We start from the raw sequence: 23932 nt of genomic DNA on the forward strand, positions 1-23932 counted from the left end.
AGGTAAGTTATTTTGTAGACCTTCTTACTCTTAGCACGTTAATAAACCCAATGATATGTGCAGACCAAACGACAATAATCAATAAGAGAGACGGAACTCTTACAACATTTGGGATATATGGGGCGTGAAGAAACAAAAAGTAAAATGTGTGTAGACCGACCAATATAAAATAAAGTGCACACGTTCATTTATTGAGAAAAAATTCGTCGCGAACGAATGGGCAAGGTTAAAGAGCGGCACCCTAAAACAAGAGTTCATGTATCTGCTGCGAATTCTTACCGACCACTTATAACGCCATATTTCTAAATGATTTTAAGTGGGTTTCACATGAACAGGTCGGTAGCCAAGTCCTAAGTGCTATTGCGGTAAATGAAAAAATTACTAACAATATACGAACGGCAGGTTGAATTACAACCTATTAGCCATACTTCATGACGAAATAACTAAAAAAAGGGATGAATAAATAGAAATGAAAAAGTTGGTTGTCATTCTTGTCATTTTTCTTATTCTTTTTTCTCTCTACTCGTTTGGATTACGTACACCTATAAAAGAATTAAGCAAACATGAAATCAAGCCAGATGAAGAAACAAAACCAGTCGTATTACTCGTCATTGATTCATTGATGGATAAGCCTTTACAAAAGGCCGTTCAAGAAGGCAAAGCCCCTGCTTTGGAATTTTTAATGAAACAAGGTGAGTATCAACCTGACATTGTAAGTTCTTATCCAACCATGTCTGTAACCATTGATAGTACTTTATTGACTGGAGCATACGCTCATTTACACAAAGTCCCGGGACTTGTGTGGTTTAACCAAAAAGAGAATCGTGTCATTAATTATGGAAGCGGCACAAGAGAAGTCATTGGGACCGGGATAAAACAGGTTGCAAATGACAGCCTCTTCAACTTAAATCAGAAGCATTTAAGTAAAAATGCAAAAACCATTTATGAAGAATTAATAACAAGCGATTCCAGCTCCATTAACGGGATCGTTTACCGCGGAAATCAAGCTCATCATTTTAACATTCCAAAGCTGGCAGAGGGATTAAACCTGATACCTGAACAATTAGAAGTAAACGGACCAACGTTACTCTCAATGGGAGGCCTCTCTCAATATAACCCAGATAACAATGGTTCGAATCATCTGTGGCAGGCAATGGGAATGAATGATGAATTTTCTGCAAATGAATTGAAATATTTTATCGAGAAAAATAAGCTTCCTTCTTTTACCTTTGCTTATTTTCCTGATTTAGATAAGGAAGTTCATGAAAATGGACCCATGGATATAAAGGGAATCGAACAAGTGGATAAAAAAATTCAAACCATCTTGAATTCATATCCTTCGTGGGATCATGCGATTCAAGAAGGCATTTGGCTTGTTTTCGGTGATAGTGGCCAATCAACGATAATGGATAATAAAAACAAATCACTGATTGACCTACGAAAAAAGTTAGACCGCTACAACATTTGGAACTTAGGCAAACCCATACAGCAGCAAGACCAATTAATTTTAGCGATAAATGAACGTATGGCCTATGTTTATTTGTTAGATGAGTCGATTACGTATAGCGAAATTGTTTCTAAATTGAAGGAAGATCCTAGAGTTGGGTTTGTTGCATGGAAAAAAGGGGCAATCAATTATGTTGATACTGCCAAATCAGAAAAACCATTTACCTTCTCACCAAACGGGGAGTACTCTGATCGCTACGGACAATCATGGAGCCTTAATGGAAATGGTGCCATTTTAGATATCTCTGTAAAAGATAACAATGAAATCCTATACGGTGAGTATCCTGATGCCTTGGCAAGACTACATGGGGCCCTGCACTCACACGAAGGAAAGTACGTGATTATTGATGCAAAGCCTGGATATGAATTTGTTGGAGAGCACACACCTACACATGTGGGAGGAGCAGGTCATGGCTCCTTACATAAAAAGGATTCCGAATCTCCATTAATTATCGCCGGTACAAATCGACTTCCTGCACACAACCGAGTTGTGGACTTTAATGAATGGATAAGAGAACTCACAAAATAAAATTTTTTGTCACAATGGTCGATAACAGTTTTAAACCAATGAGGTAGCACGAGCAGATCATTTACCTTTTATTTTTAAAAAGGATGTCTTTTAAGGAACATGGGGAGATTAAATGTAATGATTTTCGAATTTTAAAGATTTAACTTACTATATATTTTCAATGTCTATGTGTTCGATCTCGTTGTTTTTGTGTGAAGTGAATAGGAAACCCTTCAATTTTTTTGTAATTAGAACCATTAAGGAGTTGTGGTGTTTAGTGGCCAATAAAACAAAAAAAGGATTCGTTATTTTGGCTATCGGTTCCATCCCATTAATTATGACCTTGGGTAATTCAATGTTAATCCCGATTCTACCTAAGTTAGAATCGGAACTAGGAATTAGTGCTTTTCAAGCAAGTTTAACAATAACCATTTTTTCCATTACAGCAGCCATTGCCATTCCAATATTCGGTTATTTATCGGATCGGTTCTCCAGAAAAGCAATCATTATACCAGCCTTAGCTCTTTATGGAGCTGGTGGATTATTAGCTGGAATCGCTGCAGCTTGGTTTAACAGCCCTTTTATGTGGATTATGGTCGGGAGAGCACTGCAAGGAATCGGAGCGGCTGGCACAGCCCCCATTGCAATGGCGTTAACGGGGGATTTGTTTAAGGGAGGAGAGCAAAGTAAAGTATTAGGAGTGGTTGAAGCATCAAATGGTTTTGGCAAAGTTCTTTCCCCAATCGTTGGCTCTCTTTTGGCATTGTTAGTGTGGTATGGACCTTTCTGGGGTTTTCCAATTTTCGTTCTTATCTCTTTACTATTAACAGTTTTTTTTATTAAAGAAAAGAAGAACAAGAAAGAAGCTCCACCTCTAGGAACGTATGTTAAAGGATTATTTTCAGTGTTTAAACACGAAGGAAGATGGCTTTTGACTGCATACCTAGCAGGCGCCACCTGCTTGTTTACTCTTTTTGGGATATTGTTTTATTTATCAGATGTATTAGAAACAAAACATCATATCGATGGCGTGAAAAAGGGAGCAATCCTTGCGATTCCTTTACTTTTCATGATGACAACTTCATTTATTACAGGAAGTAAAATCGGGAAAAACCTAAAGCGAATGAAAAAGCTAATGATTCTAGGCTTTTTGCTTATGACTGCTTCATTTGCTACGCTGATTTTCTTTACAAGTCTTGTTCCGTTTATCACCATCCTCATTATCAGTAGTATTGGGACAGGGTTTGTCCTCCCTTGTTTAAACAGTCTCATTACAGGTTCTGTTGGGAAGGAAAGAAGAGGCTTTGTCACTTCTTTATATGGGTCCGTTCGATTTTTAGGTGTCGCTGCAGGTCCACCCATTTTTGAGACATTAATGAATTGGTCAAGAACGGGCATGTTCCTCAGTACTGCTTGTCTTACCTTTCTACTCGGCTTTTTAAGCTTCCTATTCATCCACGTGAATGATCAGCATGGTTCAAAAGAAAAAGACGATACGTCTACAACATTATTTAAAAAATTCCAATTAACGACTGAATAAAAAAGGGGTATAAAGGATGCAACTGTATTTCTCGCCAGAATTATTGAAAGAAAATGCTCAAGTGTTAAATATCGTTTCCGACGATCATAAGCCAGTGGGTTATTTATCAATTTTAATGGAGGAAGAGAAGAAAAAAATATACGTATATGGACAGCTTGAGAATGAAGGGGCTCAGGAGGATTTCAAAGACTTAGTGAAACCATACTTACAAGGCCTTACTAAACTAAAGCCTGAGCTAGACGTTTACTCGTACTTATCAGTAGGTGGGGCAAAGCTAAATATAGGTGAAGCGGAAGGGGAGAAGGAGGACTAACACCATAAAGATGTGTGCCCAACAAGAGGCTGAATGCAGCCCCTCGCGAAAAGGCAACGACTAGTTGAATACTTTTATTAGGGTAATCGTCAGTGCTTGTTTGTGAGGAACAACTAACCAAGAATAACGCCTACATACAAACAATAAAAGGGGATCATCTTGTTTCGTGTCACGCTGAACACACCCTTTGATATGTAAGTCCTTACTAAAGTATGTATGCCAAGGATCTTTTAGGTATTGTCTTCTTCATTTAAATAACAAGTCGAACATTCTTATTTTTTACGCCAACCGACCGATAGTGTTTTAGTCTGTACTATTTTCATGTTATAGATGACATTCACAACTCTTGTCGCTATCCACTGTGAAATGAGCGCTTGAATCACAATTTGCCAATCAATCATGGAAGCCGTTATAACAAAAATCGATCCATTGATAACAAGGAGAGGCTGCCCTGGTGGGATTTGGCGATGCTTTGCAATGATTAAAGCAATCACACCCATCCCGCCATTCGATACATCTTGTCTTAATAGAAGGCCAACTCCGCAGCCTAAAATAAAGGAACCAATCAATAAATCAACCCACACATTTCCTGTAGGCATGTACATCTTATCTTCAAAAAAATAAATGCTAAATGAAGTAACAGAAATCGCAACCATTGTACCAATCGCACTTGCATTTCCTAACCATTTTACAGCGATAACAAGTAAAGAAAAGTTAACAATCCAAAGAGCAAAGCCCAAAGGAATGTTAAACCAAAAATTTAGAAGGACGGTAATTCCCCCAGCACCGCCTGACGGGATGGAGTGAGGAAAAAGAAATAAGGCCATGGCCAATCCTTGCAACATGCCTCCACAGATGACAAGGCTATATGTTTGAAATGAGTCCCTCATAGGCTCTTAACTTTTACAATTTTTTTTAATGTTAATAGGTTAACCATGGAGTTCCTCCTCAATTGGGAAAACATCTTTTTTCATTTTTTGATTTCCACAACTAGTGTATTAAATAAGAAATCGATTTATGTTTGATGTAAATAAACGAATGGAGATAATAGAATTCATTGCTTTTACATAGTCTTTATTGACTTTTAAATGTATAAGCAAAAAAAGAGCGAGTTTAACTGCTCCCTTCGTTAAGGATCAACAATGTGCTTTTTAAAAAAACTAAGAAAAAGTTAATCGCATTAGACTAATTACATACGAATCCAATTGACTATTGGGTCCCTAACAGAAGAAGCCGTTCGCCAGCTTCAACTTAATTTTAACCTTCTTGCTGATGATGTGGCCGGATCTAATACTCTTTATCGAATTCAGGAAATTGAAAATATGGCGAGAATCGTCCATGGCGAAGCGCGTGGTGAGAGCTACTAAGGGCAATTGGCGGTTGCAGCTGTAATCACGCGCCGATGATATGGCTAGACTCAGGTGTGAAATGACAGAGGAACTGTACGACTACATGGCAAGCGTCAAACCTGCCTATAACGAAGAATCGACGGAAGGACCGTACAATTAATCGACACTGGACTGATGTGTATCCTGAAAAATGGACAATCAATCACAATCCAAAAAAATTCGAGAAACCCTCTCAATCGTGGTTGGCGATGAAGTAACGGTTGGGTTGACAGACAACTCAATGAATTAATCATTCAAAAGTGTAGTGGAGATACATTAGATAACAAGATGATCATAAGCGAGAGAGGAGCCATCCGGATCCCGATAGAGTTAAGAAGAGTGCTTCGCCTTGAGCAGGGAGATACTTTTCATATTTTTTGATAAAGAGTGAAGGAACTATTTTATTAAAGAAGGTTTATTCTGAGTAAAAGATAAAATGTGAACATTCTTTGAACGGTAGTGGATATTGTTTTCTTCATAGTTTCTATAAATCTTTTGTTTACAGTTAATTCGAGTTGTTAAACAGAAAAGAAAAACAGGAGGAAGAAAAATGAAAAAATCATACGGAATCATTGGATTAGCGTTTGCTTTGTCCTTAGTGGTTCTGTTTGGCACGACGAAAAATGCTGTCTTTAATCAACTTTTTGCCGCCCTCATTACGTATGTTTTACTGAAGTGTCTTTACACGAAAACACAGAAAACCGGTTATCATTTATTTCGTTGCAACGGAATTTGCTAGAAAACCTTTTACCGATTGATTGGCTTTCTGAATTGGCTCTGTTTTTTTGAAAAAATGTCTTACAATCCAAGGGAGGGGTCTGTCTAAATTTGGATAATCAACACTCGTGATATATCACGATAAAAAAGGTCTCCTCATATTTAGGAGGCCTTTTATTTGGTATAGACCCAATAGGAATGAATACAGAACGTACTCAATCAAAATTGGGGCACGCACATATTAGAATCATTCAGAGAGGTGGTACTCAAGTCCAAAAATAAATGATTCTTCACATTGAATGAATGTTGCGAGAGGCTGGAATTGAAGTAAACAAAGGCAAATTCCCCTTAGATTATTACGACGAAAGTTACAATAAGATTAAAATGTGTAACATTTATTAATTTTGCACAGATCGCACACAAATGAAATCAATAATAACAAATGTAACTATTGTTGATGTGAGGTGAGAGCCTTCCTAATGTTACTGGACGACTTGATTAGTGACGTGAAGTTTGAAAAGCAACTTGATAAAACAATCAGCCATGAAGAAGTGGACAGAATCACTGACAATTCTTCTAATATAAAAGAAGGTTTTCTGTTCGTAGCAATAAAAGGCCATTAAGTGGATGGTCATGAGTACATAGAACAAGCTGTCAGTGTTATAAAAAGATTTCTTGGCTTTTAAGCAGAAACTTATATTACTAACAAAGGGAGATGAACATATGATACAAGGAATAAAAAGCAAAAAGGTCATTTGTCTGCGCCATCTGTGCATAGCGATATTTTCCGCCCTACTTGTCTATTTGTTTTACTTATCGTATTCGGCTTGGGGAGTTGAACCTGCCTTGTGGCCTGACTGGGAGGCTGACCATCCCTACTGGCGAGCGTGGGCACATGCCGCATTTGTTCTTCTGTTTCTCGCTCTTATTTTATCTACAGCTGCCAGGCTCTGGCACCCCATTAAACGGTTTATCTCCTGGAGGCGGGAGCTTGGAATATGGTTCGCGGTGCTATCGTTAGGACACGGTTATGCTATCTGGGATCGCTGGGCGCGTTGGGATGTGGCAACGCTATTCGGGTTTGGTTATATGGAAGATCTGGGCGGTTATGTTCTCTTTAGGCCGGAGGTTGGCATCATGAATATGATGGGACTTGTAATGGCCCCTATGATCATCTTACTCGCCGTGACTTCCTTTGACAAAGCGGTGAAGTTTCTCGGTACATCTTCGTGGAAATGGCTCCACAACACATTAGTTCATGTCATTTTCTATATTGCTATGCTTCGCGGCACACTATACCTGTTCTATTTCTTCCAAGCTACACCCCCTGACTGGAGATTCTATCCTCCGATCTGGTTCTTGTATATTTTTCTTGGGATGGGGGTTTTTGCTGTCTTGCTTCAGGCGGCTGCTTACGCTAAAACTGTTCTTCAACGGAGAAGTCATAGACAAAAGAATAGCCTATTTCAGGTAGCTGCGGTGACCGGCATAGCTGTAACATTTGTCATGCCTATGGCGCTTATGTTGGGAACGGTAGCTTATTTTGACAACCGAGTCATAAAAGAACCGCCCACGTTTGCCGAACAAATACAGCCTCCACAGAATTATGCGCAAAGCTATAAGATGGTGATTCAAGCTGGAGACCAGGATACCCACTTTTGGGCAAGGGATCTGGACATCGCACCGTACTTTCGCCAAACGACTGAAATCACAGGGGAGCTGGTCTCTCACCAGATTTACCGATACAGCGAGAGGACTTTGTATACTGCAGAAGAAGACGCTGACTTAGAGCTTATTTGGTCTAAGATTGAAAATGTAGAACCGGAAGATATTGGGGTTTTGGAGGTAGCCATGGAACTAGGAGTTTGGGCGGCGCAGTATGGGACAGGAAAGCACCAAATCCAACTTCCGGAAGGAGAGTTACAAGTCACTATTCATAGCGTGGAAGAATCTATTGCCGACGAGGCTTTTGAAATTCCTGAGGATGCGGAGCCGGTGTCGATAGCACCATAACTCACAGTATAAATAGGAGATTCTATAAAACCATTGTTGACAGTAACAGCTCCAAGCATACTCATGATGAGGTTTAATTGACGTTGGATACAGAAAAGCTTATTTACCTAGCTACTTGTTGCCTTTACATCTGATCTAACGACATAGTCATTAAATCTTCTTGTTTAATTACATGGAAATTTTGAAAGGGTCTCTCAAAATCTACTTGGAAGACCTTTTTGTCAAGCACTTATGATATGTTCCTTTAGTTACTCATTCAATCATAATCGTCAAGAAGCGATTTTTGCATTTAATGCGGAAAGAAGTGGGGAGGAAAAAGCGAATCAAGTGAGTGCGAGAGCGGGGCAAAGTGAACATCAGACAGGGTTAGCGATGGATGTGACCAGTCCAAGTGTGAATTTCCAATTAAGCACAGCTTTTGGACAGACGAAGGAAGGGTCAATGGATTAACGAGAATGCCACATCGTTTGGTTTTATCATTCGATATCCAGACGGGAAGGAAGAGATGACAGGCTATCAATCCGAGCCTTGGCATCTCCGGTATGTGGGAAGAGAAGCAGCTCTAAGGATCTCTAAGAAGGGCGTGACGTTAGAACAATATTTAGGGTTTCACTAGAGTTATCGTAAATGGTGAATATAAAATACTAGCGCTTTGTCATCAATTATCCAATTGTAAGTAAATGGAGTGAAAATAAATAAGGGAAAGAAAGAAAACTCCACACTTTAAACAAACTAGTATGAAATAATCCTCTTAAATAAAAAAATAGGTTAAGAGGTTGAGAGATGTTAAATGAAAAAAAAATGTTCTTGAAAAGCTTTTTAGACTCCCCAAAATCGGTTGGTAGTATCATTCCAAGCTCAAAATATCTTGTTCAATGTATGCTGAATCAAGCTGATTTAAAGAAAGATTCAAAGGTAGTTGAGTTAGGCGGTGGCACAGGTGTACTTACTGGAGCCATTGTGGCAGCAGCCCAATTTCACAAACCTTTGCTCGTGTTTGAACAAAACGATGATTTACGGCAATCATTAAGCAAATATAGTGGTGACATCACTCTTTTTGACGATGCTTTTGAATTGGGGACTTGCTTAAGTCACATGGCGAATCAGATTGACTGTGTGTTCTCAGGCTTGCCTCTTCTCAATTTCAAAAAAGGTGAACGGGTCGATTTACTTGACCAAATTTATTTCATCCTCAAGCCAGGGGGAAAATTCATCGCGTTTCAATATACGCCATTTCTATTACCCTACATGAACGATTTTTTCGAAAGCACCACGATTAAAGTTGTTCCATTGAATATTCCTCCTGCTTTTGTCTTTGTATGTGAAAAGAAAGCTTAATCTTTTAAATTTCTAAATGTCCTTTGGAAGCAGATTTTTTCGATTTTACTTAAAACATCTTTTGATTGTCGCTATCTGGACGATAATGATCTCATGGACTATTCATTAGGAACGGGACACGGAAGTTGAAAGAAAGAAAGGCAAGATTGTTGATATGATGAAGCCGATTGTTCATCGTGGTTCTGATGATTCGGGGTATTTCGTTGACGAGCATGTTGTCTTTGGATTTAGAAGGCTGAGTATTAAAAGTATTACATGGAATTTTTCACCATTTGACCTCGAGTCCCTAAAGAAGCTTCGCTAGCCTCTGCCTTATGACTAGACCGAACGAAGGAATGTAGGCACACTGATGCCCAGAGACATGGGAGGGTACGTCATCATAAGCTACGCAGAGATCCCTAGTGCATCGTATAACTTCTTAGCACTACTTACCATTTATAAGCGACCGCGTAGCGTACCCATAGATTGGTATAGTTTCATATATTATAAAAATACTGTTAAACACCGTGTCGAAAAATATTTTTTCGACACTCCAACAGCGGCTAAAACCGTTGATATATCAATATTTATAGATTCTCTGAGTAAAAACCCAACGAAATGTTTATACTTTAAAAAGGTAGCAATTGTGAATTTAAATTGAACAGTAAGGGAGTAGCGATTTCTTCATAATTTCTACAAATTTTCTGGTTATAGTTAAACAGAAAAGAGAAAGAGGAGGATTTAGATGAAAAAACAAAAAATGATAATGGGCATCGTTTCTTTGCTCACAATTTCAGCGTTAATTGCTTGTTCCAGTGATGATTCAAATCCACATGAAGGAATGGATATGGATGTTGAAAATGAGGAGAGTACAGAAATGGATCACTCTGATATGGACCATTCCAGTTCAGGTGAAGTTCCTGAAGGGTTAGAAACAGCAGAACTCCCAACCTATAAAGTTGGAAGTAAAGTGCTTATCAAAGATGGTCATATGGCCGGGATGGAAGGTGCCGAAGCAACAATTGTCGGTGCTTATGATACGATAGCCTATGCCATTTCTTATACACCGACAACTGGCGGTGAAAGAGTAGAAAACCATAAATGGATAATACACGAGGAAATTGTCGATGCAGGTGAAGAGCCATTAGAACCTGGTACCGAAGTGACAACAAACGCATCCCATATGGCCGGGATGGAAGGTGCAGCTGTTGAAATTGATTCTGCTGAAGAAACGACTGTATATATGATTGATTTTAAACTAACTACAAATGGTGAAGAAGTGAAAAATCATAAATGGGTAACAGAAAGTGAGCTAGCTCCTTTTGAGTAAGGTTAAGATGTTCACCATAACTCTATTTTGATGAGTAATACAAACTATAATTACGCAGAATACGCATTTTTATTCAGCTTAAGAGTTATATCTAGTAGGGGATAGTGGAGTTATGCCAAAAACGCTAGACCCTGATATTCCGCATTGCCCTTCGTAAGTAACGATATAAAAAGTCTCCTAAAGCCGAAGTGACCTCATTACGTAAAGACAGTTTATTTCGGTAGGCGGCTTGTTGGGCATGAGCTCGGTATTAAACCGGGCTCATGCCTTTTAATTTTGCCTTAAATGTTTCAGTGATAGTGCCAGCCTTGATTCGAATGAATAAGGAGTCTATCCTCGTATGTTAGCGTTCAAAATATAATCACGTAATAATCGCGATCCTAATATCCATGTTTTTGATTCATTGTTGCTTTTCTCCCGCAAGGAAAAACCGCCGTCGATAAACTGACGGCGGTTACCTCTTACACTTAATTGCCTGTTAGTTGAGCTTTCTTAAGATCAGGCTGCTTAAGGTCAAAACGATCTGCATTCATTACCTTGACCCAGGCAGCGATAAAGTCATTTACAAACTTGCCTTTGTTATCGTCTTGAGCATAAACTTCTGCAATGGCACGTAGAATGGAGTTTGAACCGAACACTAGGTCAACTCTAGTTGCTGTACGCACGACTTCACCTGTCTTGCGGTCACGTCCCTCATATACGCCTCCGTCTACAGGCTTCCACTCTACTCCCATGTCAAGCAAGTTAACAAAGAAGTCATTTGTGAGTGTACCTACACGTTCCGTGAAGACGCCGTGTTGTGTGGCACCGTAGTTTGTACCTAGAACACGCATGCCGCCAATAAGTACAGTCATTTCAGGTGCAGTAAGGTTTAGTAGCTGTGCTTTATCTACTAGGAGCTCTTCTGCACTTACACTGTACTCCTTCTTCTGATAGTTGCGGAAACCATCTGCGATAGGCTCTAGTACCGCAAAGCCTTCTATATCCGTTTGCTCTTGTGTCGCATCACCACGTCCAGGAGCAAACGGAACCGTTACATCAAAGCCTGCATCTTGTGCAGCTTTTTCTACTGCGGCACTACCACCTAGTACAATTAAATCGGCGATGCTAACTTTTTTATCTAATTGATTTTGAATACCTTCTAGGACAGAAAGGACTTTTGCAAGTTGCTCCGGCTGATTCACTTCCCAATCCTTCTGTGGAGCAAGACGGATGCGGGCACCGTTCGCACCGCCACGCTTATCTGAACCACGGAACGTACTAGCTGAAGCCCAAGCCGTTGTGACTAGCTCGCTGACTGTAAGTCCAGAGTCTAAGATCTTTGCTTTAAGCTCTGCAATTTCTGCATCTGTTAATTCATAATCAACAGATGGTACAGGATCTTGCCAGATAAGATCTTCTTCTGGAACTTCTGGGCCTAGATATCTTGATTTAGGACCCATATCACGGTGAAGTAATTTGAACCATGCACGAGCAAATACTTCTGCAAATTCTTCAGGATTCTCATGGAAACGACGAGAAATCTTTTCGTATTCTGGATCCATACGCAATGCCATATCCGCAGTGGTCATCATTGTCGGAACACGGACGGATGCATCTTCTGCATCTGGTGCAAGATCCTTCTCAGCAGGGTTTACAGGAGTCCATTGATGTGCGCCTGCAGGGCTCTTTGTAAGCTCCCATTCATATCCAAACAGTAGATCAAAGAAACCATTATCCCACTGGGTCGGATTAGCAGTCCAAGCACCTTCAATACCGCTCGTAATTGTGTCACGGCCTTTGCCGCTGCCGTGTTTGCTTAGCCAGCCTAAACCTTGTGCTTCGATAGGTGCAGCCTCTGGCTCTGGTCCAACAAGAGCAGCATCTCCTGCACCGTGTGCCTTACCAAAAGTATGGCCACCAGCCACTAGTGCAACGGTTTCTTCATCGTTCATTCCCATACGTGCAAAGGTTTCGCGGATATCGCGAGCACTTGCAAGCGGATCTGGATTACCGTTTGGACCTTCTGGATTAACATAGATAAGACCCATCTGAACAGCAGCAAGTGGATTCTCAAGCTCTCTATCACCTGTGTAACGGTTATCACCTAGCCATTCCGTTTCAGTACCCCAGTAAATGTCTTCCTCTGGATGCCAAACGTCTTCACGCCCTGCGCCAAAACCAAATGTCTTGCCGCCCATTGATTCAATCGCAACATTACCTGCTAGAACGATCAAGTCTGCCCAAGAAATCTTGTTTCCATATTTTTGCTTAATCGGCCATAGTAGTCGACGGGCTTTATCAAGGTTGCCGTTGTCAGGCCAGCTGTTAAGTGGAGCAAAACGCTGTGTGCCAGATCCAGCACCGCCACGGCCGTCACCTATACGATAAGTACCAGCGGAGTGCCAAGCCATACGGATAAAGAATGGACCATAATGTCCATAGTCCGCAGGCCACCAATCTTGACTGTCTGTCATAAGATCGAGAAGATCCTGCTTAAGAGCATGATAGTCTAGCTTTTTAAATTCTTCTGCATAATCATAGTCTTCTCCCATAGGGTTAGATTTTCTGTCATGCTGATGTAAAATATTCAAGTTCAGTTGGTTCGGCCACCAGTCTCGATTTGACGTACCACTAGAGTGGGGACTAGTAGCGCTGCCGTGATTAAACGGGCACTTTCCAGTGTTAGCATTGTTCTTAGTTTCCATTTGTTTTCTCCCTTTCTGTGTAAATTTAATAGTAAATAATTACGCATCTAGTCGTAAGAAACTTACGAAGTAGATAACAATAATTATTCTTATGTAATCATTATAATAAACTATTACTTAAATTGAAAGAATAATAAACAAAGTTGTGGAAAATAACGTAGAGTTATCAGTAAATGATTCTATCTTATCTAAAAAGAACATTTTCCGGTCTCAAATTGAAAAAACCATTAGTGTACATCTACAACGTCATTAGTAGACCATCAACTGAAGAGATCTTTTTTGAGAATAGCGAGTGGGATAAGCTTTTTTAAGCAACTTTTCATATTCTTTTATTAAACAGTGGAATAAAATAAATAGGTTTAATGAAAACATAGGATGAATGCAAAAAATAAGTAATTGAAGTAAAAGGAGCCAAGTACAAATCATTTCCATCTGAACACTAAGCTAAGGAGATATTCCAAAAAGGATATGTCAAATAGTAAGGATACAAAAGAAGAAGAACAATTATCCTTACTAAATGCTGAAAGTCAATTTAGAATAGATTGAGTATATGAGTATAGTAAAGTATTTCAAAAGGGGAAAAAGTTGGCAAATGGATTTTTTTTGCACAAATTAGATGCCAAAAGATACATTTTATTTTCAATTATAAGTGTCTTAATCTCAATTATGAAGTCGTTATCAAGTAAGTTTTCACGTTCATCTACAGAAGGATAATAATTATCGTTCAGAAATCAGATATTTTGTAAATTTTGAGGAACCCAAGCGTTTGAAGTTCCTAACAACGATTGTTATATGTCCGTTGAAATAATTATGATGACATTAAAACAAAAAAACCTTGATAAATTAAGGTTTTTTTATGTCCTCGGTTTTACTTCAATTTTTTTTGAAGTAATTCCAATTACATAACGGTTAATAATATGCAGAGTGTGTATATCAATACAATGATGTTATTGTTTTTTTGACTCATTTGTAGTGCTTATTATTTAAAGAAGAGGGAAGTCAATATAAAAATATGGTGAAGAAGGTTCCATTAGGCAAAATAAACAGGATAGAATCTTCTTCACCATAGAACGGATAAAAAAATCCGCTCCCTACGGGACAGATTTTTTTATTAGTTATAAGAAGATTAATAAAGTCCCTAAAGCTAATGCTAAAAGGAATACTTGCCAGATTTGCCATTTGAATTTAAACAATAGACCAAGCATTATGATAGCAATAACAATACTTCCCCAATCAATAAAGACTTCTAAAGATAGCCGTATTAGAAAACTAGCGATAAGACCAACAACAGCTGCACTAACTCCAGCTAAGTAAAGTTTCAGCTTCTCATTTTCTCTAATCTTATCGAAATAAGGAGCGCCTAACAGCACCACTAAAAAGGCAGGTGAAAAGACAAAAAAGGTTGCTAGTGTTGCTCCCCAAAAGCCATATGCTGCAAATCCCACAAATGCCGCAACCATAATTAATGGACCAGGTGTTAATTCATTAATAGCCAAGCCATCAATATATTGTTCGGTTGTTAGCCAACCATAGTTATCAACAGCTTCAAATTGTAACAACGCTAAAACAGTATAAGCTCCTCCGAAGCTAAGGGTACCAATTTTTAAGAACAATAGGGAAAGGCTAGTCAGTACTGAATCTGTCCCTACTGAGGCGACTGCTAAAAACGGAAGACTGTTAACGCTAAATGCTTTATATTTAAAAGAACGAACCAGCATCATATATACTAATCCCATTACCAATAGCAAAAGGATTAAGTCAAGTTGAGTAATAAAAGTTAAAGTTAACATGAAAAGTGTAATAAAAATTTTCTTTCCGTCTTGTAATACCCCAAACTTGTTTGCTATTCGATAAAGACTAAATAAAACAATCGCAACCATCGCTGGCTTAACACCATATAGTAGTCCTTGTGCAATATCCGAAGTAGCAGCAAATTGAAAGTAAGCCCAAGCTAAAATGGTGATTAATATGTAGTTAGGCAACATAAATCCCAGTCCTGCTAAAAAACCACCTAAATAACCTCGTTGTCTATATCCAATATACATACAAAGTTCAGCTGCCTCTGGTCCTGGTAACATCCCACATACAGCAAAGGCATCTCGAAATCTTTCATTATCAATCCATTTTTTCTTTTCTACCGCGTGTTCATGTATGACTTCTATTTGTGCAGTAGGACCACCCCATCCCTGTAATCCAATAAGGATATAGGTCCAAAAAATGTTCCATAAACTAGGTTTCTCCACTTTTTTCCCCCATTATAAATTAATATTTCTTTTTATCATTGCGTATAAAGCTTCATAAATTATAAATCCATTGTCTAAAGCCTCATAATCATCGTTACTATTTAGGCTGATTCCATCACAAATAAAATCAAGACCTGGTGCAACAGGCTCTAAAAAAACTTCTTGTACCGTATCTGCTTCATCTACAATTTGGGCAATTTTTTTCAGGACGGTATCTTCTAAGCTGTAATCTTCTATTAAAGAATAAAATGAACATTGCCCATTTCTGTGAGAAAACTCTGCCCCTGGAATATCAAATCCCCTTGTATCATCAGGAATTTCTTGTTCGCCTTCAGGGATAAAAATAAATTCAGCTTCTTGATCAATATACTTTTTAATTAACCAACAACAAGCCATACGGTCCACTCCAATGTTTTCCCATGTAACCCACTTCATTTCAACTCACTCCTTCGTTGTATAATTTTTTCGCGTACTTTTAATTCCAACGGGGACTTGAAATAATCAATTCTTTTTATCCGTTGGTATTTTTTTGACATAGAAACCAAATCAATGTTTTCTCCATCGAGTTGATTTAGTAGTTCAATATAACTCTCATTGATTTGATTAATAAATAACTGACTTATTTCTTTTTCAGACAATCCAAAGAGAAGTTGTGATTCCCACATAGTTGCTTCTCCACCTAAATCCTTAATCTCAACAGTTAACCATTGGAATTGTTCATATGTATAAGCATTATTAGGTAAAAGCCATATAGCATCATGTAAATGAAAAGCCCCTAAACTTTTTAGCTTTCTCCAGACTTTTACCCTTGGAGAACTGGGATTTCTAGGCATTTTATAAGTGAGGTTTAGCCAACTAATCAATATTTCACCCCTTTATTTATGTAACCATGGTTACATTATACTTTAATTTTAATAACATTTATATAGGGGTTTTACATTTGTTGTTCTTTAAGTAAAGGGAGCGATGCTTGAAGATTCGAAGCATCGCTTTCCTTGTTCGACTAACGAAGCAGGTTTATTCAATAAGGTGAAACCTACATAACAAATTCAACGTATTTAAGAAAACGTCTTTTTGAGGTCTTCAGACATAAGTAAGGAGGGGGGAATAATAATACTTTTATTTTTATGTGCTGCTGCACTTTGGACATTATTAGGTTATTTCTATTTTAAGAACAAGTCGAAAGAAAACGAGAATGAGAATGAAAGTGAAAGTGCAATTAAAACTGACGATAATTTCAATAGAACATTTTATGGAAGTCCTACTTTATGATGCTGTATGGGTAAGTAAATCACTTAATGATGTTAAGGTAGGAGAACAAGTGAAGATATGGTTTGAAGGAGGAGTGGAAACATCATATCCAAGTCATGCGGCTGTTGGAAAATTAGAAGTTATGCCAAACTCTACTCCTGAAGGTGCAACACTTTCCAACACTGAAGCCTTAAATAGAGCATTATCTAAGAATAAGTTTGAAAATGAAATTTTAACTGCCCAATCCATTTCATATGATGCCGATAAAGATGAATGGTCAATTATATTGAAAAACACAGACAGTTATGAGGAACATACAGTTAAAGTAGAAGATAAGTGAAAATAATACTTCTTCAGCAAACGGGCGCGATTCTGTACTAAAGATCAGCGCTCGTTTTCATTAAAGGGCCGTTTTTATGAAACAATATATTTTCGGAGTTAATAAATGATTATTTTGCATCCTAAATAAGTAATTTTTAGTGATTATATTTTAGCGTATACAAGTATGGCATAATTATTTTTGAGGTGATTACATGAACTTATGGGAAACTTATGGGAAACTTATGAGAAAGTAGATAAACATCTAAATGAAAAATTGCTCACTATTCCTCCTTACCCTTGTGTTTCAGGCAAGAGGATACAAGAATTGTTAGCTAGCTTAGAAAATCCAGATCCAGCTTGGGGAGGGTTAAATGGAGAAATATTAAGGATGGTAAAAAATCCATGGCAAAGAGCCTATCAGATTGAATATAGATTTAAGCCAACAAAAATATTTAATGACTTCATGAAAATAATTGAAAGTGCAACCTATGATTTGATGATAGGAAATTACATTTGCTCCTATTTGAGTTTGGTGCCAGTTGTAGAAGCAATATTAAGAAAATGGTCTAAGGAGAAGTCTAATGAGATTGAATCAATAAATAAAAAAGGTGACTTTAGCATATATATTTTTGAAAAAAACCTAGTCAAGTATTAAAACAAAAAAAATAATGAACGTAATTCTAATATCAATTTCCAAAAGTGGATTAGTAATCAAATTAAATATTTTGATTTTATGATTAGAGAAGTATTTTATCTAAGATTTAATGCTTCAGAAGAAGGTGTGAAAAAGGAGTTTAATAGAAACAGAACTTTACATCTTTTAGATAACATTGAGGACTCAGAAGCTTTAAGAGATAATAATACAAGAATCTTCTTATTATTGGATATTATTGCTGAACTATATTTAAGCCTTGATGAAGAACTTTATATTAATAATACTTTTGATGCTGATCATGAAAAAAATATTGACTTAAACCTAAGATGGAAAATTTATCTTAAAAATGCAATGGAATCGATAAATTATACAGATATGACTATAATAAATGTTGCCTTTCTTCAACAAGATAAAAAATACGTGACTGATGAACAAAAACAGAAATTTATTGAGCAAAAGGAGTATCAAATACAGTTTATAAAATCTAAAAATAGATAAGGTGATAATATATTTTCGATATTCCACAATCGGGCGCAATTCTACAGAATGAATTGTGTTCTTTCTTTATGTAAAGGGCCACGATTGTGGCGGAACTTCTTGTAAAAGTTTTGGGAATTTGAATTAATGGACCGGTACAATTTTCTTCCAAAAAAATGTACTGTTTTTTCAATTAATATGTTAAATAGGCTTTACATTATGTTAAGTATACCTTACAATTTCAATGTAGAAAGTATTGGAAGGTGGCTAAATGGAAATTCAAAATCGTGTGAGAGAGCTACGGGCAAGATTTGACCTTACCCAGGCAATGCTGGCTGAGCAAGTAGGGGTAACACGACAAACAATTGCAGCAATCGAAAAAGGAGATTACACACCATCACTTTTATTAGCGTTAAAGATTTGTGAAGTGTTTCGCTTAAAAATGGAAGATGTTTTTTGGTTAAGGGAAGGAGTGGAGTAGAATGAAAAAAATATTTCTATCAGCAATCTTAAATATCATAGCTGTAATTTTATTCGGATGGGCACTTGTAGCGCTTTACGGTGCTCAAATGCAATTTGCTGATATTATGAATGATCCTGAACCACCATGGGAAATTTCAGTAAACTTGTTACCCCTATTACTATTTTTTGTGATTTGCACACCAGTCTCGGTCTATTTATTTGTTAAAGGGAAAAGAAAGCACAAGAGCATGTGGAAGGCATTCATGCTTCCGACTGAATTTGAAGAATCAGACGAAAGGGAACAATTGATAACAGCAAAAGCATGCAGAAGCGCATATATTACTATGTGGTTTACTGCGCCAATAGTAGCTGGTTTGCTGATTGTTTATCCAATAATTCAAGACATCATTCCATATTACCCAATTATTATTCTATTACTCCTGCCAGTTGTTCAAATGATTAGTTACTTTTACTCTCTTCATAAAAATCTATAGAAAGGATTGTTTTTATGTTAGAGCGCATAAATGTTGCTGATTTAACTTAGGGGTGGGGCGCATATGAATAGCCAATTTTGTGAAGTCGTTATTCATGATTTGACGAACCCTCAAGCATCTGTAATGTTTACAGTAAATAACCATGTGGATTAATTGATAAAATACCGAAAATCTTTGCCATTCAAGCGGTAAACTGTGCGCCTCTTGTGAAAGCTTACCAAACTGGGGAAGAATCAGCACAACCTGTTATCAATAGAGGTACTTTAGCGGAAAGGATAGCTATTGCTGCACCAGCGCGTTCCAAACAAATTTAAATACCAATGGTACGTTTATTGATATTGAAGAAGATGAGATTCTGAGTGCACGTGCTAAACTGAGTGAGAAAGGATTTTATGTGGAAGTGACATCAGCAGTAAATATAAGAACTAAAGGGGATAAAGCCCCGAATTACGGAGAAAAAAAGTTAGTTTACATAATATATATTATCGGAATCAATTAAGATCAAGCTGCGAATCATCTCAATTATTAAGTATACTTTAGATAGTGAGACAAAATGAAATTTCTGCTAAAGTGTATCTAATTTAGATAAATTTCTTCCTTCTTAGGTTAGCTATTTGGCACTTACAACAATGAATAACAGAATTTATTCATCTAATTAATCACATTTATTAATCAGTATAACTTTGACCTCTTTCAACATTACACTTATAAATTTTCTCTACATATCTGTTAACATAACTAAAACTTAATTGATTACATCTTTTTGCCCAGCTGAATAATAAAATTTCCATTGACAATATTTAGTCTTTGAATTATAAATAATTATATTTTCATTGGTCTATTTTTGCAAAATATCACAGTGCTGCTGTCTTTTTTGTCATAGTCAAAAAATTTTGACAACAAGTGCCAACGAAAGTCTCTTTTTCTGTGATTATTCCTCTGATATAATAATCCAAGCGAAATCGCTGTTTTAGATCATGACACGTCTTTGATAAGCCCGTTGAATTGAGGGAATCCAGTGAATTATTCATTTTTAAAAGATCATGATTGGCTGCTTATCACTACAACACTCCTACTCACGAGCTTCGGACTCGTGATGGTGTTCAGCTCTAGTTATGTATTAGCACTAGATGAAATTGGTAATATGTACCATTATTTACAAAGACAATCCTTATGGCTTACTATTTCTATCATTGCGTTTTTGTTCTTTATGCACTTTTCATACAGACATTATAAAAAGCTTATCCCGTTCATTTTGATAGGCTGCTTTTTTTCATTAATTTTAGTTCTAATTCCAGGCATTGGAGTGACTGGTGGAGGTGCTCAGTCATGGATTGGGATTGGTCCATTTACCATTCAGCCTGCTGAATTCGTCAAGATTGGTATTATTATTTATTTAGCCTCTGTCTATTCTCAGAAGCAAAGCTATATTGACCAATTTATAAAAGGTGTTATGCCTCCCCTCGTTGTAGTAGGGGTTATTTTTACGTTAATTATGCTTCAGCCTGACCTAGGAACGGCAATGGCAATTTTGATCACAACTTTTTTTATCGTGTTCTTTTCAGGAGCAAAATGGCGGCATTTGATTGGCTTAGGAATTGTCGGCATTTCTTTGTTTATTGTGTTTGCTACGTCAGCTGCATACAGGTTACAGCGGCTTACTTCTTTTCTGGACCCATTTTCAGACCCTTATGATACAGGGCTTCAGTTAATCCAGTCTTATATTGCGATTGCTCATGGCGGCTTATCAGGTGTTGGACTTGGACATAGTGTTCAGAAGCTCTTATATTTGCCTGAACCTCATACTGATTTTATTTTGGCCATCATAGCGGAGGAATTAGGTATTTTGGGAGTAAGCTTCGTTTTAGTGTCCTATGGACTGATTTTATTTAAAGGGGTAGCCATTGGTACACGGTGCAAAGACCTTTTCGGAAGTTTGTTAGCATTCGGTATTGTTTTTCAAATTTCCATTCAAGTTATTTTTAACGTCGGCGCAGTGACGGGGTTGCTACCTATCACAGGGATCCCGCTCCCTCTCGTCAGCAGTGGCGGCTCATCATTACTTGTAACGATGATTTCAATCGGAATTCTTGCAAATATATCAAAGCATACAAAACGACTAAGAAAAGCCCAGTTACGAGATGAAGCTAAACTACAAGCTTCTTAATTCTCATCTTATAAACATCTATTCAAAATTGACGATTTATAAAGAACCCTCCCTATTTTCTCTTAGGTGGGTTCTTTGCTAGTAAAAAAATTAGCTTGCTTAAAAAACGATTGGATTTACATCAAAACACTTACAGAGGTTCATGACCAAAGGCGTCTAGGGGCATACTCTAACTTAGAATGCATTTTGTTGAAAGAACCAGCGTGTGAAAGGAAATGTCAAATGAACCAACAAAAGTCACCTTTTCAGCAGTTAGATTATACTCTCTTGTTTTTGGTGTTTTTACTAATGTGTATTAGCTTGCTTGCCATTTATAGTGGAACCACGAATCAATACGTTGATATTGAGACAAATCGTGGCTTTTTTGCAGAGCGTCAGCTCATCTGGTTTGCAGTAGGGATCGTCTTTATGATTGGAGTTATGATGATTGATTTTGAGATTTTTAAGAACCTATCGATCCCATTGTACATTCTAGGAATCATCCTTCTCATTTGGGTTGATTTATTCGGAGCCATTCGTAACGGTGCCCAGCAATGGATTGAAATTGGAGGGGTGATATCGTTTCAGCCTTCTGAATTGCTAAAAATTGTCGTTATTATCTCACTAGCTCATTTACTCTCTCGTCTAACAAATGATAGAAGAGATCCTAGTATCCGTTCCGACATTACCTTGTTACTAAAAATTTTGGCTGTCGGTCTTCCTCCGTTTTTCTTCATTTTAAAACAGCCAGATTTGGGTACCGCCCTTGTTATCGGCAGCGTGATTGCTACGATGATTCTCGTTTCAGGAATTTCTTGGCGTATTATCGGGTTTTTGGTGATGCTAGTCGTGTTAGGTCTTGCCTTTATGGTATATATGCATAATTATCATTTTGCCTTCTTTTCAACCTATATGATTGAGCCCCATCAGCTTGAACGAATTTACGGATGGTTAGACCCTGAAAAATATGCAAGTGGTTTTAGCTATCAAACGGTGCAAGCGATGATGGGAATTGGTGCAGGTCAGCTTTATGGTACTGGGTATTTGCAAAGTATTCAATCGCAGAGCGGAAACGTTCCTGAACTTCATACTGATTTTATTTTCACAGTGATTGCCGAAGAGTTCGGGTTTATCGGCGCTACGGTTTTACTTGTTACATTCTTTCTCATGTTTTATCGCATGGTTCTCATCGCTCTAAGCTGCAACAATCTCTTCGGAACTTATTTGGTATCTGGAGTAATTGGTTTTCTCGTTTTTCAAGTGTTTCAAAACATCGGTATGACGGTCGGAATCATGCCAGTTACAGGTCTTCCCCTTCCATTTATAAGTTATGGAGGTACAGCGTTATTAACAAACATGATTGCTGTAGGAATTGTTCTGAACGTGAATATGCGGACAAAGCATTACATGTTCCAATCCGAGGAAATTTCATAAATATGAAGCTTTCTATTACACCAGCGGGCCTGTAAGTCTTTTTTTGTAGAAAAGACATACAGGTGTGGTTTACTGCGCCAATAGTAGCTGGTTTGCTGATTGTTTATCCAATAATTCAAGACATCATTCCATATTACCCAATTATTATTCTATTACTCCTGCCAGTTGTTCAAATGATTAGTTACTTTTACTCTCTTCATAAAAATCTATAGAAAGGATTGTTTTTATGTTAGAGCGCATAAATGTTGCTGATTTAACTTAGGGGTGGGGCGCATATGAATAGCCAATTTTGTGAAGTCGTTATTCATGATTTGACGAACCCTCAAGCATCTGTAATGTTTACAGTAAATAACCATGTGGATTAATTGATAAAATACCGAAAATCTTTGCCATTCAAGCGGTAAACTGTGCGCCTCTTGTGAAAGCTTACCAAACTGGGGAAGAATCAGCACAACCTGTTATCAATAGAGGTACTTTAGCGGAAAGGATAGCTATTGCTGCACCAGCGCGTTCCAAACAAATTTAAATACCAATGGTACGTTTATTGATATTGAAGAAGATGAGATTCTGAGTGCACGTGCTAAACTGAGTGAGAAAGGATTTTATGTGGAAGTGACATCAGCAGTAAATATAAGAACTAAAGGGGATAAAGCCCCGAATTACGGAGAAAAAAAGTTAGTTTACATAATATATATTATCGGAATCAATTAAGATCAAGCTGCGAATCATCTCAATTATTAAGTATACTTTAGATAGTGAGACAAAATGAAATTTCTGCTAAAGTGTATCTAATTTAGATAAATTTCTTCCTTCTTAGGTTAGCTATTTGGCACTTACAACAATGAATAACAGAATTTATTCATCTAATTAATCACATTTATTAATCAGTATAACTTTGACCTCTTTCAACATTACACTTATAAATTTTCTCTACATATCTGTTAACATAACTAAAACTTAATTGATTACATCTTTTTGCCCAGCTGAATAATAAAATTTCCATTGACAATATTTAGTCTTTGAATTATAAATAATTATATTTTCATTGGTCTATTTTTGCAAAATATCACAGTGCTGCTGTCTTTTTTGTCATAGTCAAAAAATTTTGACAACAAGTGCCAACGAAAGTC

The 23932-nt window shown here is 37.4% G+C and carries 22 protein-coding genes and 4 pseudogenes; 21 read left to right on the top strand and 5 right to left on the bottom strand.

The genetic code is table 11. The features are described from left to right. Positions 1-469: 469 nt before the first annotated feature. From BLT_RS0110780 to BLT_RS0110790, 3 genes are all read left to right on the top strand, one after another. Positions 470-2035: an alkaline phosphatase family protein gene (locus BLT_RS0110780; RefSeq protein ID WP_017727806.1), complete on the top strand. Its 1566-nt coding sequence runs from the start codon at positions 470-472 to the stop codon at positions 2033-2035. A 316-nt stretch (positions 2036-2351) separates the two neighbouring features. Beyond that, positions 2352-3554, top strand: coding sequence for an MFS transporter (locus BLT_RS0110785; protein ID WP_051045235.1), 1203 nt, complete (start codon positions 2352-2354; stop codon positions 3552-3554). Positions 3555-3570: 16 nt separating this feature from the next. Further along, positions 3571-3867 carry a hypothetical protein gene (locus BLT_RS0110790; protein WP_017727808.1) on the top strand — a complete coding sequence of 99 codons (297 nt, stop codon included), beginning with the start codon at positions 3571-3573 and terminating at the stop codon, positions 3865-3867. A 272-nt stretch (positions 3868-4139) separates the two neighbouring features. Here BLT_RS0110790 and BLT_RS0110795 read toward each other — a convergent pair whose 3' ends face one another. Continuing rightward, positions 4140-4757, bottom strand: coding sequence for a YitT family protein (locus tag BLT_RS0110795; protein WP_026105072.1), 618 nt, complete (start codon positions 4755-4757; stop codon positions 4140-4142). 315 nt (positions 4758-5072) lie between these two features. Here BLT_RS0110795 and BLT_RS23105 point away from each other — a divergent pair, with 315 nt between their 5' ends. From BLT_RS23105 to BLT_RS0110830, 7 genes are all read left to right on the top strand, one after another. Next, positions 5073-5234 carry a peptidoglycan-binding domain-containing protein gene (locus BLT_RS23105; protein WP_161603243.1) on the top strand — a complete coding sequence of 54 codons (162 nt, stop codon included), beginning with the start codon at positions 5073-5075 and terminating at the stop codon, positions 5232-5234. Positions 5235-5805: 571 nt separating this feature from the next. Then, positions 5806-5994 carry a hypothetical protein gene (locus tag BLT_RS0110800; protein WP_026105073.1) on the top strand — a complete coding sequence of 63 codons (189 nt, stop codon included), beginning with the start codon at positions 5806-5808 and terminating at the stop codon, positions 5992-5994. A gap of 701 nt (positions 5995-6695) precedes the next feature. After that, entirely contained in the window at positions 6696-7985 is a 1290-nt protein-coding gene (locus BLT_RS0110810) for a ferric reductase-like transmembrane domain-containing protein (protein WP_017727811.1), read from the top strand. 231 nt (positions 7986-8216) lie between these two features. Next, entirely contained in the window at positions 8217-8435 is a 219-nt protein-coding gene (locus BLT_RS24835) for a D-alanyl-D-alanine carboxypeptidase family protein (RefSeq protein WP_017727812.1), read from the top strand. Further along, the gene (locus BLT_RS24840) at positions 8404-8601 is read left to right on the top strand and encodes a M15 family metallopeptidase (RefSeq protein WP_338035658.1); all 198 of its coding nucleotides are present in this window, start codon (positions 8404-8406) and stop codon (positions 8599-8601) included. The genes BLT_RS24835 and BLT_RS24840 overlap by 32 nt, the downstream gene beginning before the upstream one ends. Positions 8602-8768: 167 nt before the next feature. Beyond that, positions 8769-9323: a class I SAM-dependent methyltransferase gene (locus BLT_RS0110820; RefSeq protein ID WP_017727813.1), complete on the top strand. Its 555-nt coding sequence runs from the start codon at positions 8769-8771 to the stop codon at positions 9321-9323. Positions 9324-10047: 724 nt separating this feature from the next. Beyond that, positions 10048-10632 carry a YdhK family protein gene (locus BLT_RS0110830; RefSeq protein ID WP_017727814.1) on the top strand — a complete coding sequence of 195 codons (585 nt, stop codon included), beginning with the start codon at positions 10048-10050 and terminating at the stop codon, positions 10630-10632. A 467-nt stretch (positions 10633-11099) separates the two neighbouring features. Here the strand turns inward: BLT_RS0110830 and katG are convergent, their stop codons facing one another. From katG to BLT_RS0110850, 4 genes are all read right to left on the bottom strand, one after another. Then, entirely contained in the window at positions 11100-13319 is a 2220-nt protein-coding gene (katG, locus tag BLT_RS0110835) for a catalase/peroxidase HPI (RefSeq protein WP_026105075.1), read from the bottom strand. A gap of 1115 nt (positions 13320-14434) precedes the next feature. Continuing rightward, entirely contained in the window at positions 14435-15562 is a 1128-nt protein-coding gene (gene chrA, locus BLT_RS0110840) for a chromate efflux transporter (RefSeq protein WP_017727816.1), read from the bottom strand. Between the two features lie 12 nt (positions 15563-15574). Next, entirely contained in the window at positions 15575-15997 is a 423-nt protein-coding gene (locus BLT_RS0110845) for a chromate resistance protein ChrB domain-containing protein (protein WP_017727817.1), read from the bottom strand. Further along, complete coding sequence (locus tag BLT_RS0110850) at positions 15994-16425, bottom strand: Chromate resistance protein ChrB (protein WP_017727818.1); 432 nt, start codon at positions 16423-16425, stop codon at positions 15994-15996. Before BLT_RS0110850 ends, BLT_RS0110845 begins: the two co-directional genes overlap by 4 nt. Positions 16426-16763: 338 nt before the next feature. On the opposite strand from BLT_RS0110850, the gene BLT_RS0110855 reads away from it, so the two are divergent. The 11 genes and pseudogenes from BLT_RS0110855 to BLT_RS24460 all read left to right on the top strand — a co-directional run. Beyond that, the gene (locus BLT_RS0110855) at positions 16764-17153 is read left to right on the top strand and encodes a DUF3221 domain-containing protein (RefSeq protein WP_017727819.1); all 390 of its coding nucleotides are present in this window, start codon (positions 16764-16766) and stop codon (positions 17151-17153) included. Between the two features lie 201 nt (positions 17154-17354). Beyond that, on the top strand, positions 17355-17789 hold the full coding sequence (locus tag BLT_RS0110860) for a hypothetical protein (protein ID WP_017727820.1): 435 nt from the start codon (positions 17355-17357) through the stop codon (positions 17787-17789). Between the two features lie 78 nt (positions 17790-17867). Further along, positions 17868-18287, top strand: coding sequence for a hypothetical protein (locus tag BLT_RS0110865; RefSeq protein ID WP_017727821.1), 420 nt, complete (start codon positions 17868-17870; stop codon positions 18285-18287). A 250-nt stretch (positions 18288-18537) separates the two neighbouring features. Beyond that, positions 18538-18747 carry a helix-turn-helix transcriptional regulator gene (locus BLT_RS0110870; RefSeq protein ID WP_017727822.1) on the top strand — a complete coding sequence of 70 codons (210 nt, stop codon included), beginning with the start codon at positions 18538-18540 and terminating at the stop codon, positions 18745-18747. A gap of 1 nt (position 18748) precedes the next feature. After that, positions 18749-19222, top strand: coding sequence for a hypothetical protein (locus BLT_RS0110875; RefSeq protein ID WP_017727823.1), 474 nt, complete (start codon positions 18749-18751; stop codon positions 19220-19222). 63 nt (positions 19223-19285) lie between these two features. Beyond that, positions 19286-19369 (top strand): annotated as a pseudogene (locus BLT_RS24445) (PAS domain-containing protein); the annotation flags it as partial. Further along, positions 19369-19721, top strand: a pseudogene (locus BLT_RS24450) (pyridoxal-phosphate dependent enzyme); the annotation flags it as partial. The pseudogenes BLT_RS24445 and BLT_RS24450, both read left to right, overlap by 1 nt. Before the next feature lie 519 nt (positions 19722-20240). After that, positions 20241-21389 carry a putative lipid II flippase FtsW gene (gene ftsW, locus BLT_RS0110885; protein ID WP_017727825.1) on the top strand — a complete coding sequence of 383 codons (1149 nt, stop codon included), beginning with the start codon at positions 20241-20243 and terminating at the stop codon, positions 21387-21389. Positions 21390-21611: 222 nt separating this feature from the next. Further along, on the top strand, positions 21612-22802 hold the full coding sequence (gene rodA, locus BLT_RS0110890; protein ID WP_026105078.1) for a rod shape-determining protein RodA: 1191 nt from the start codon (positions 21612-21614) through the stop codon (positions 22800-22802). 275 nt (positions 22803-23077) lie between these two features. Further along, a pseudogene (locus BLT_RS24455) lies at positions 23078-23161 on the top strand (PAS domain-containing protein); the annotation flags it as partial. Next, positions 23161-23513, top strand: a pseudogene (locus tag BLT_RS24460) (pyridoxal-phosphate dependent enzyme); the annotation flags it as partial. The pseudogenes BLT_RS24455 and BLT_RS24460, both read left to right, overlap by 1 nt. Positions 23514-23932: the final 419 nt, after the last annotated feature.

The sequence above is a fragment of the Halalkalibacterium ligniniphilum genome (assembly GCF_000334155.1).
In the GTDB taxonomy this organism is placed as follows: Bacteria; Bacillota; Bacilli; order Bacillales; family Bacillaceae_D; genus Halalkalibacterium; species Halalkalibacterium ligniniphilum.

Bases quoted from the DNA above. Each gene is read 5' to 3' on its own strand.
- BLT_RS0110780 (WP_017727806.1), top strand. From the start codon at position 470: ATGAAAAAGTTGGTTGTCATTCTTGTCATTTTTCTTATTCTTTTTTCT.
- BLT_RS0110785 (WP_051045235.1), top strand. From the start codon at position 2,352: ATGACCTTGGGTAATTCAATGTTAATCCCGATTCTACCTAAGTTAGAA.
- BLT_RS0110790 (WP_017727808.1), top strand. From the start codon at position 3,571: ATGCAACTGTATTTCTCGCCAGAATTATTGAAAGAAAATGCTCAAGTG.
- BLT_RS0110795 (WP_026105072.1), bottom strand. From the start codon at position 4,757: ATGAGGGACTCATTTCAAACATATAGCCTTGTCATCTGTGGAGGCATG.
- BLT_RS0110800 (WP_026105073.1), top strand. From the start codon at position 5,806: ATGAAAAAATCATACGGAATCATTGGATTAGCGTTTGCTTTGTCCTTA.
- BLT_RS0110810 (WP_017727811.1), top strand. From the start codon at position 6,696: ATGATACAAGGAATAAAAAGCAAAAAGGTCATTTGTCTGCGCCATCTG.
- BLT_RS24835 (WP_017727812.1), top strand. From the start codon at position 8,217: ATGATATGTTCCTTTAGTTACTCATTCAATCATAATCGTCAAGAAGCG.
- BLT_RS0110820 (WP_017727813.1), top strand. From the start codon at position 8,769: ATGTTAAATGAAAAAAAAATGTTCTTGAAAAGCTTTTTAGACTCCCCA.
- BLT_RS0110830 (WP_017727814.1), top strand. From the start codon at position 10,048: ATGAAAAAACAAAAAATGATAATGGGCATCGTTTCTTTGCTCACAATT.
- katG (WP_026105075.1), bottom strand. From the start codon at position 13,319: ATGGAAACTAAGAACAATGCTAACACTGGAAAGTGCCCGTTTAATCAC.
- BLT_RS0110845 (WP_017727817.1), bottom strand. From the start codon at position 15,997: ATGAAGTGGGTTACATGGGAAAACATTGGAGTGGACCGTATGGCTTGT.
- BLT_RS0110855 (WP_017727819.1), top strand. From the start codon at position 16,764: ATGAAAGTGAAAGTGCAATTAAAACTGACGATAATTTCAATAGAACAT.
- BLT_RS0110860 (WP_017727820.1), top strand. From the start codon at position 17,355: ATGGGAAACTTATGGGAAACTTATGAGAAAGTAGATAAACATCTAAAT.
- BLT_RS0110865 (WP_017727821.1), top strand. From the start codon at position 17,868: ATGATTAGAGAAGTATTTTATCTAAGATTTAATGCTTCAGAAGAAGGT.
- BLT_RS0110870 (WP_017727822.1), top strand. From the start codon at position 18,538: ATGGAAATTCAAAATCGTGTGAGAGAGCTACGGGCAAGATTTGACCTT.
- BLT_RS0110875 (WP_017727823.1), top strand. From the start codon at position 18,749: ATGAAAAAAATATTTCTATCAGCAATCTTAAATATCATAGCTGTAATT.
- rodA (WP_026105078.1), top strand. From the start codon at position 21,612: ATGAACCAACAAAAGTCACCTTTTCAGCAGTTAGATTATACTCTCTTG.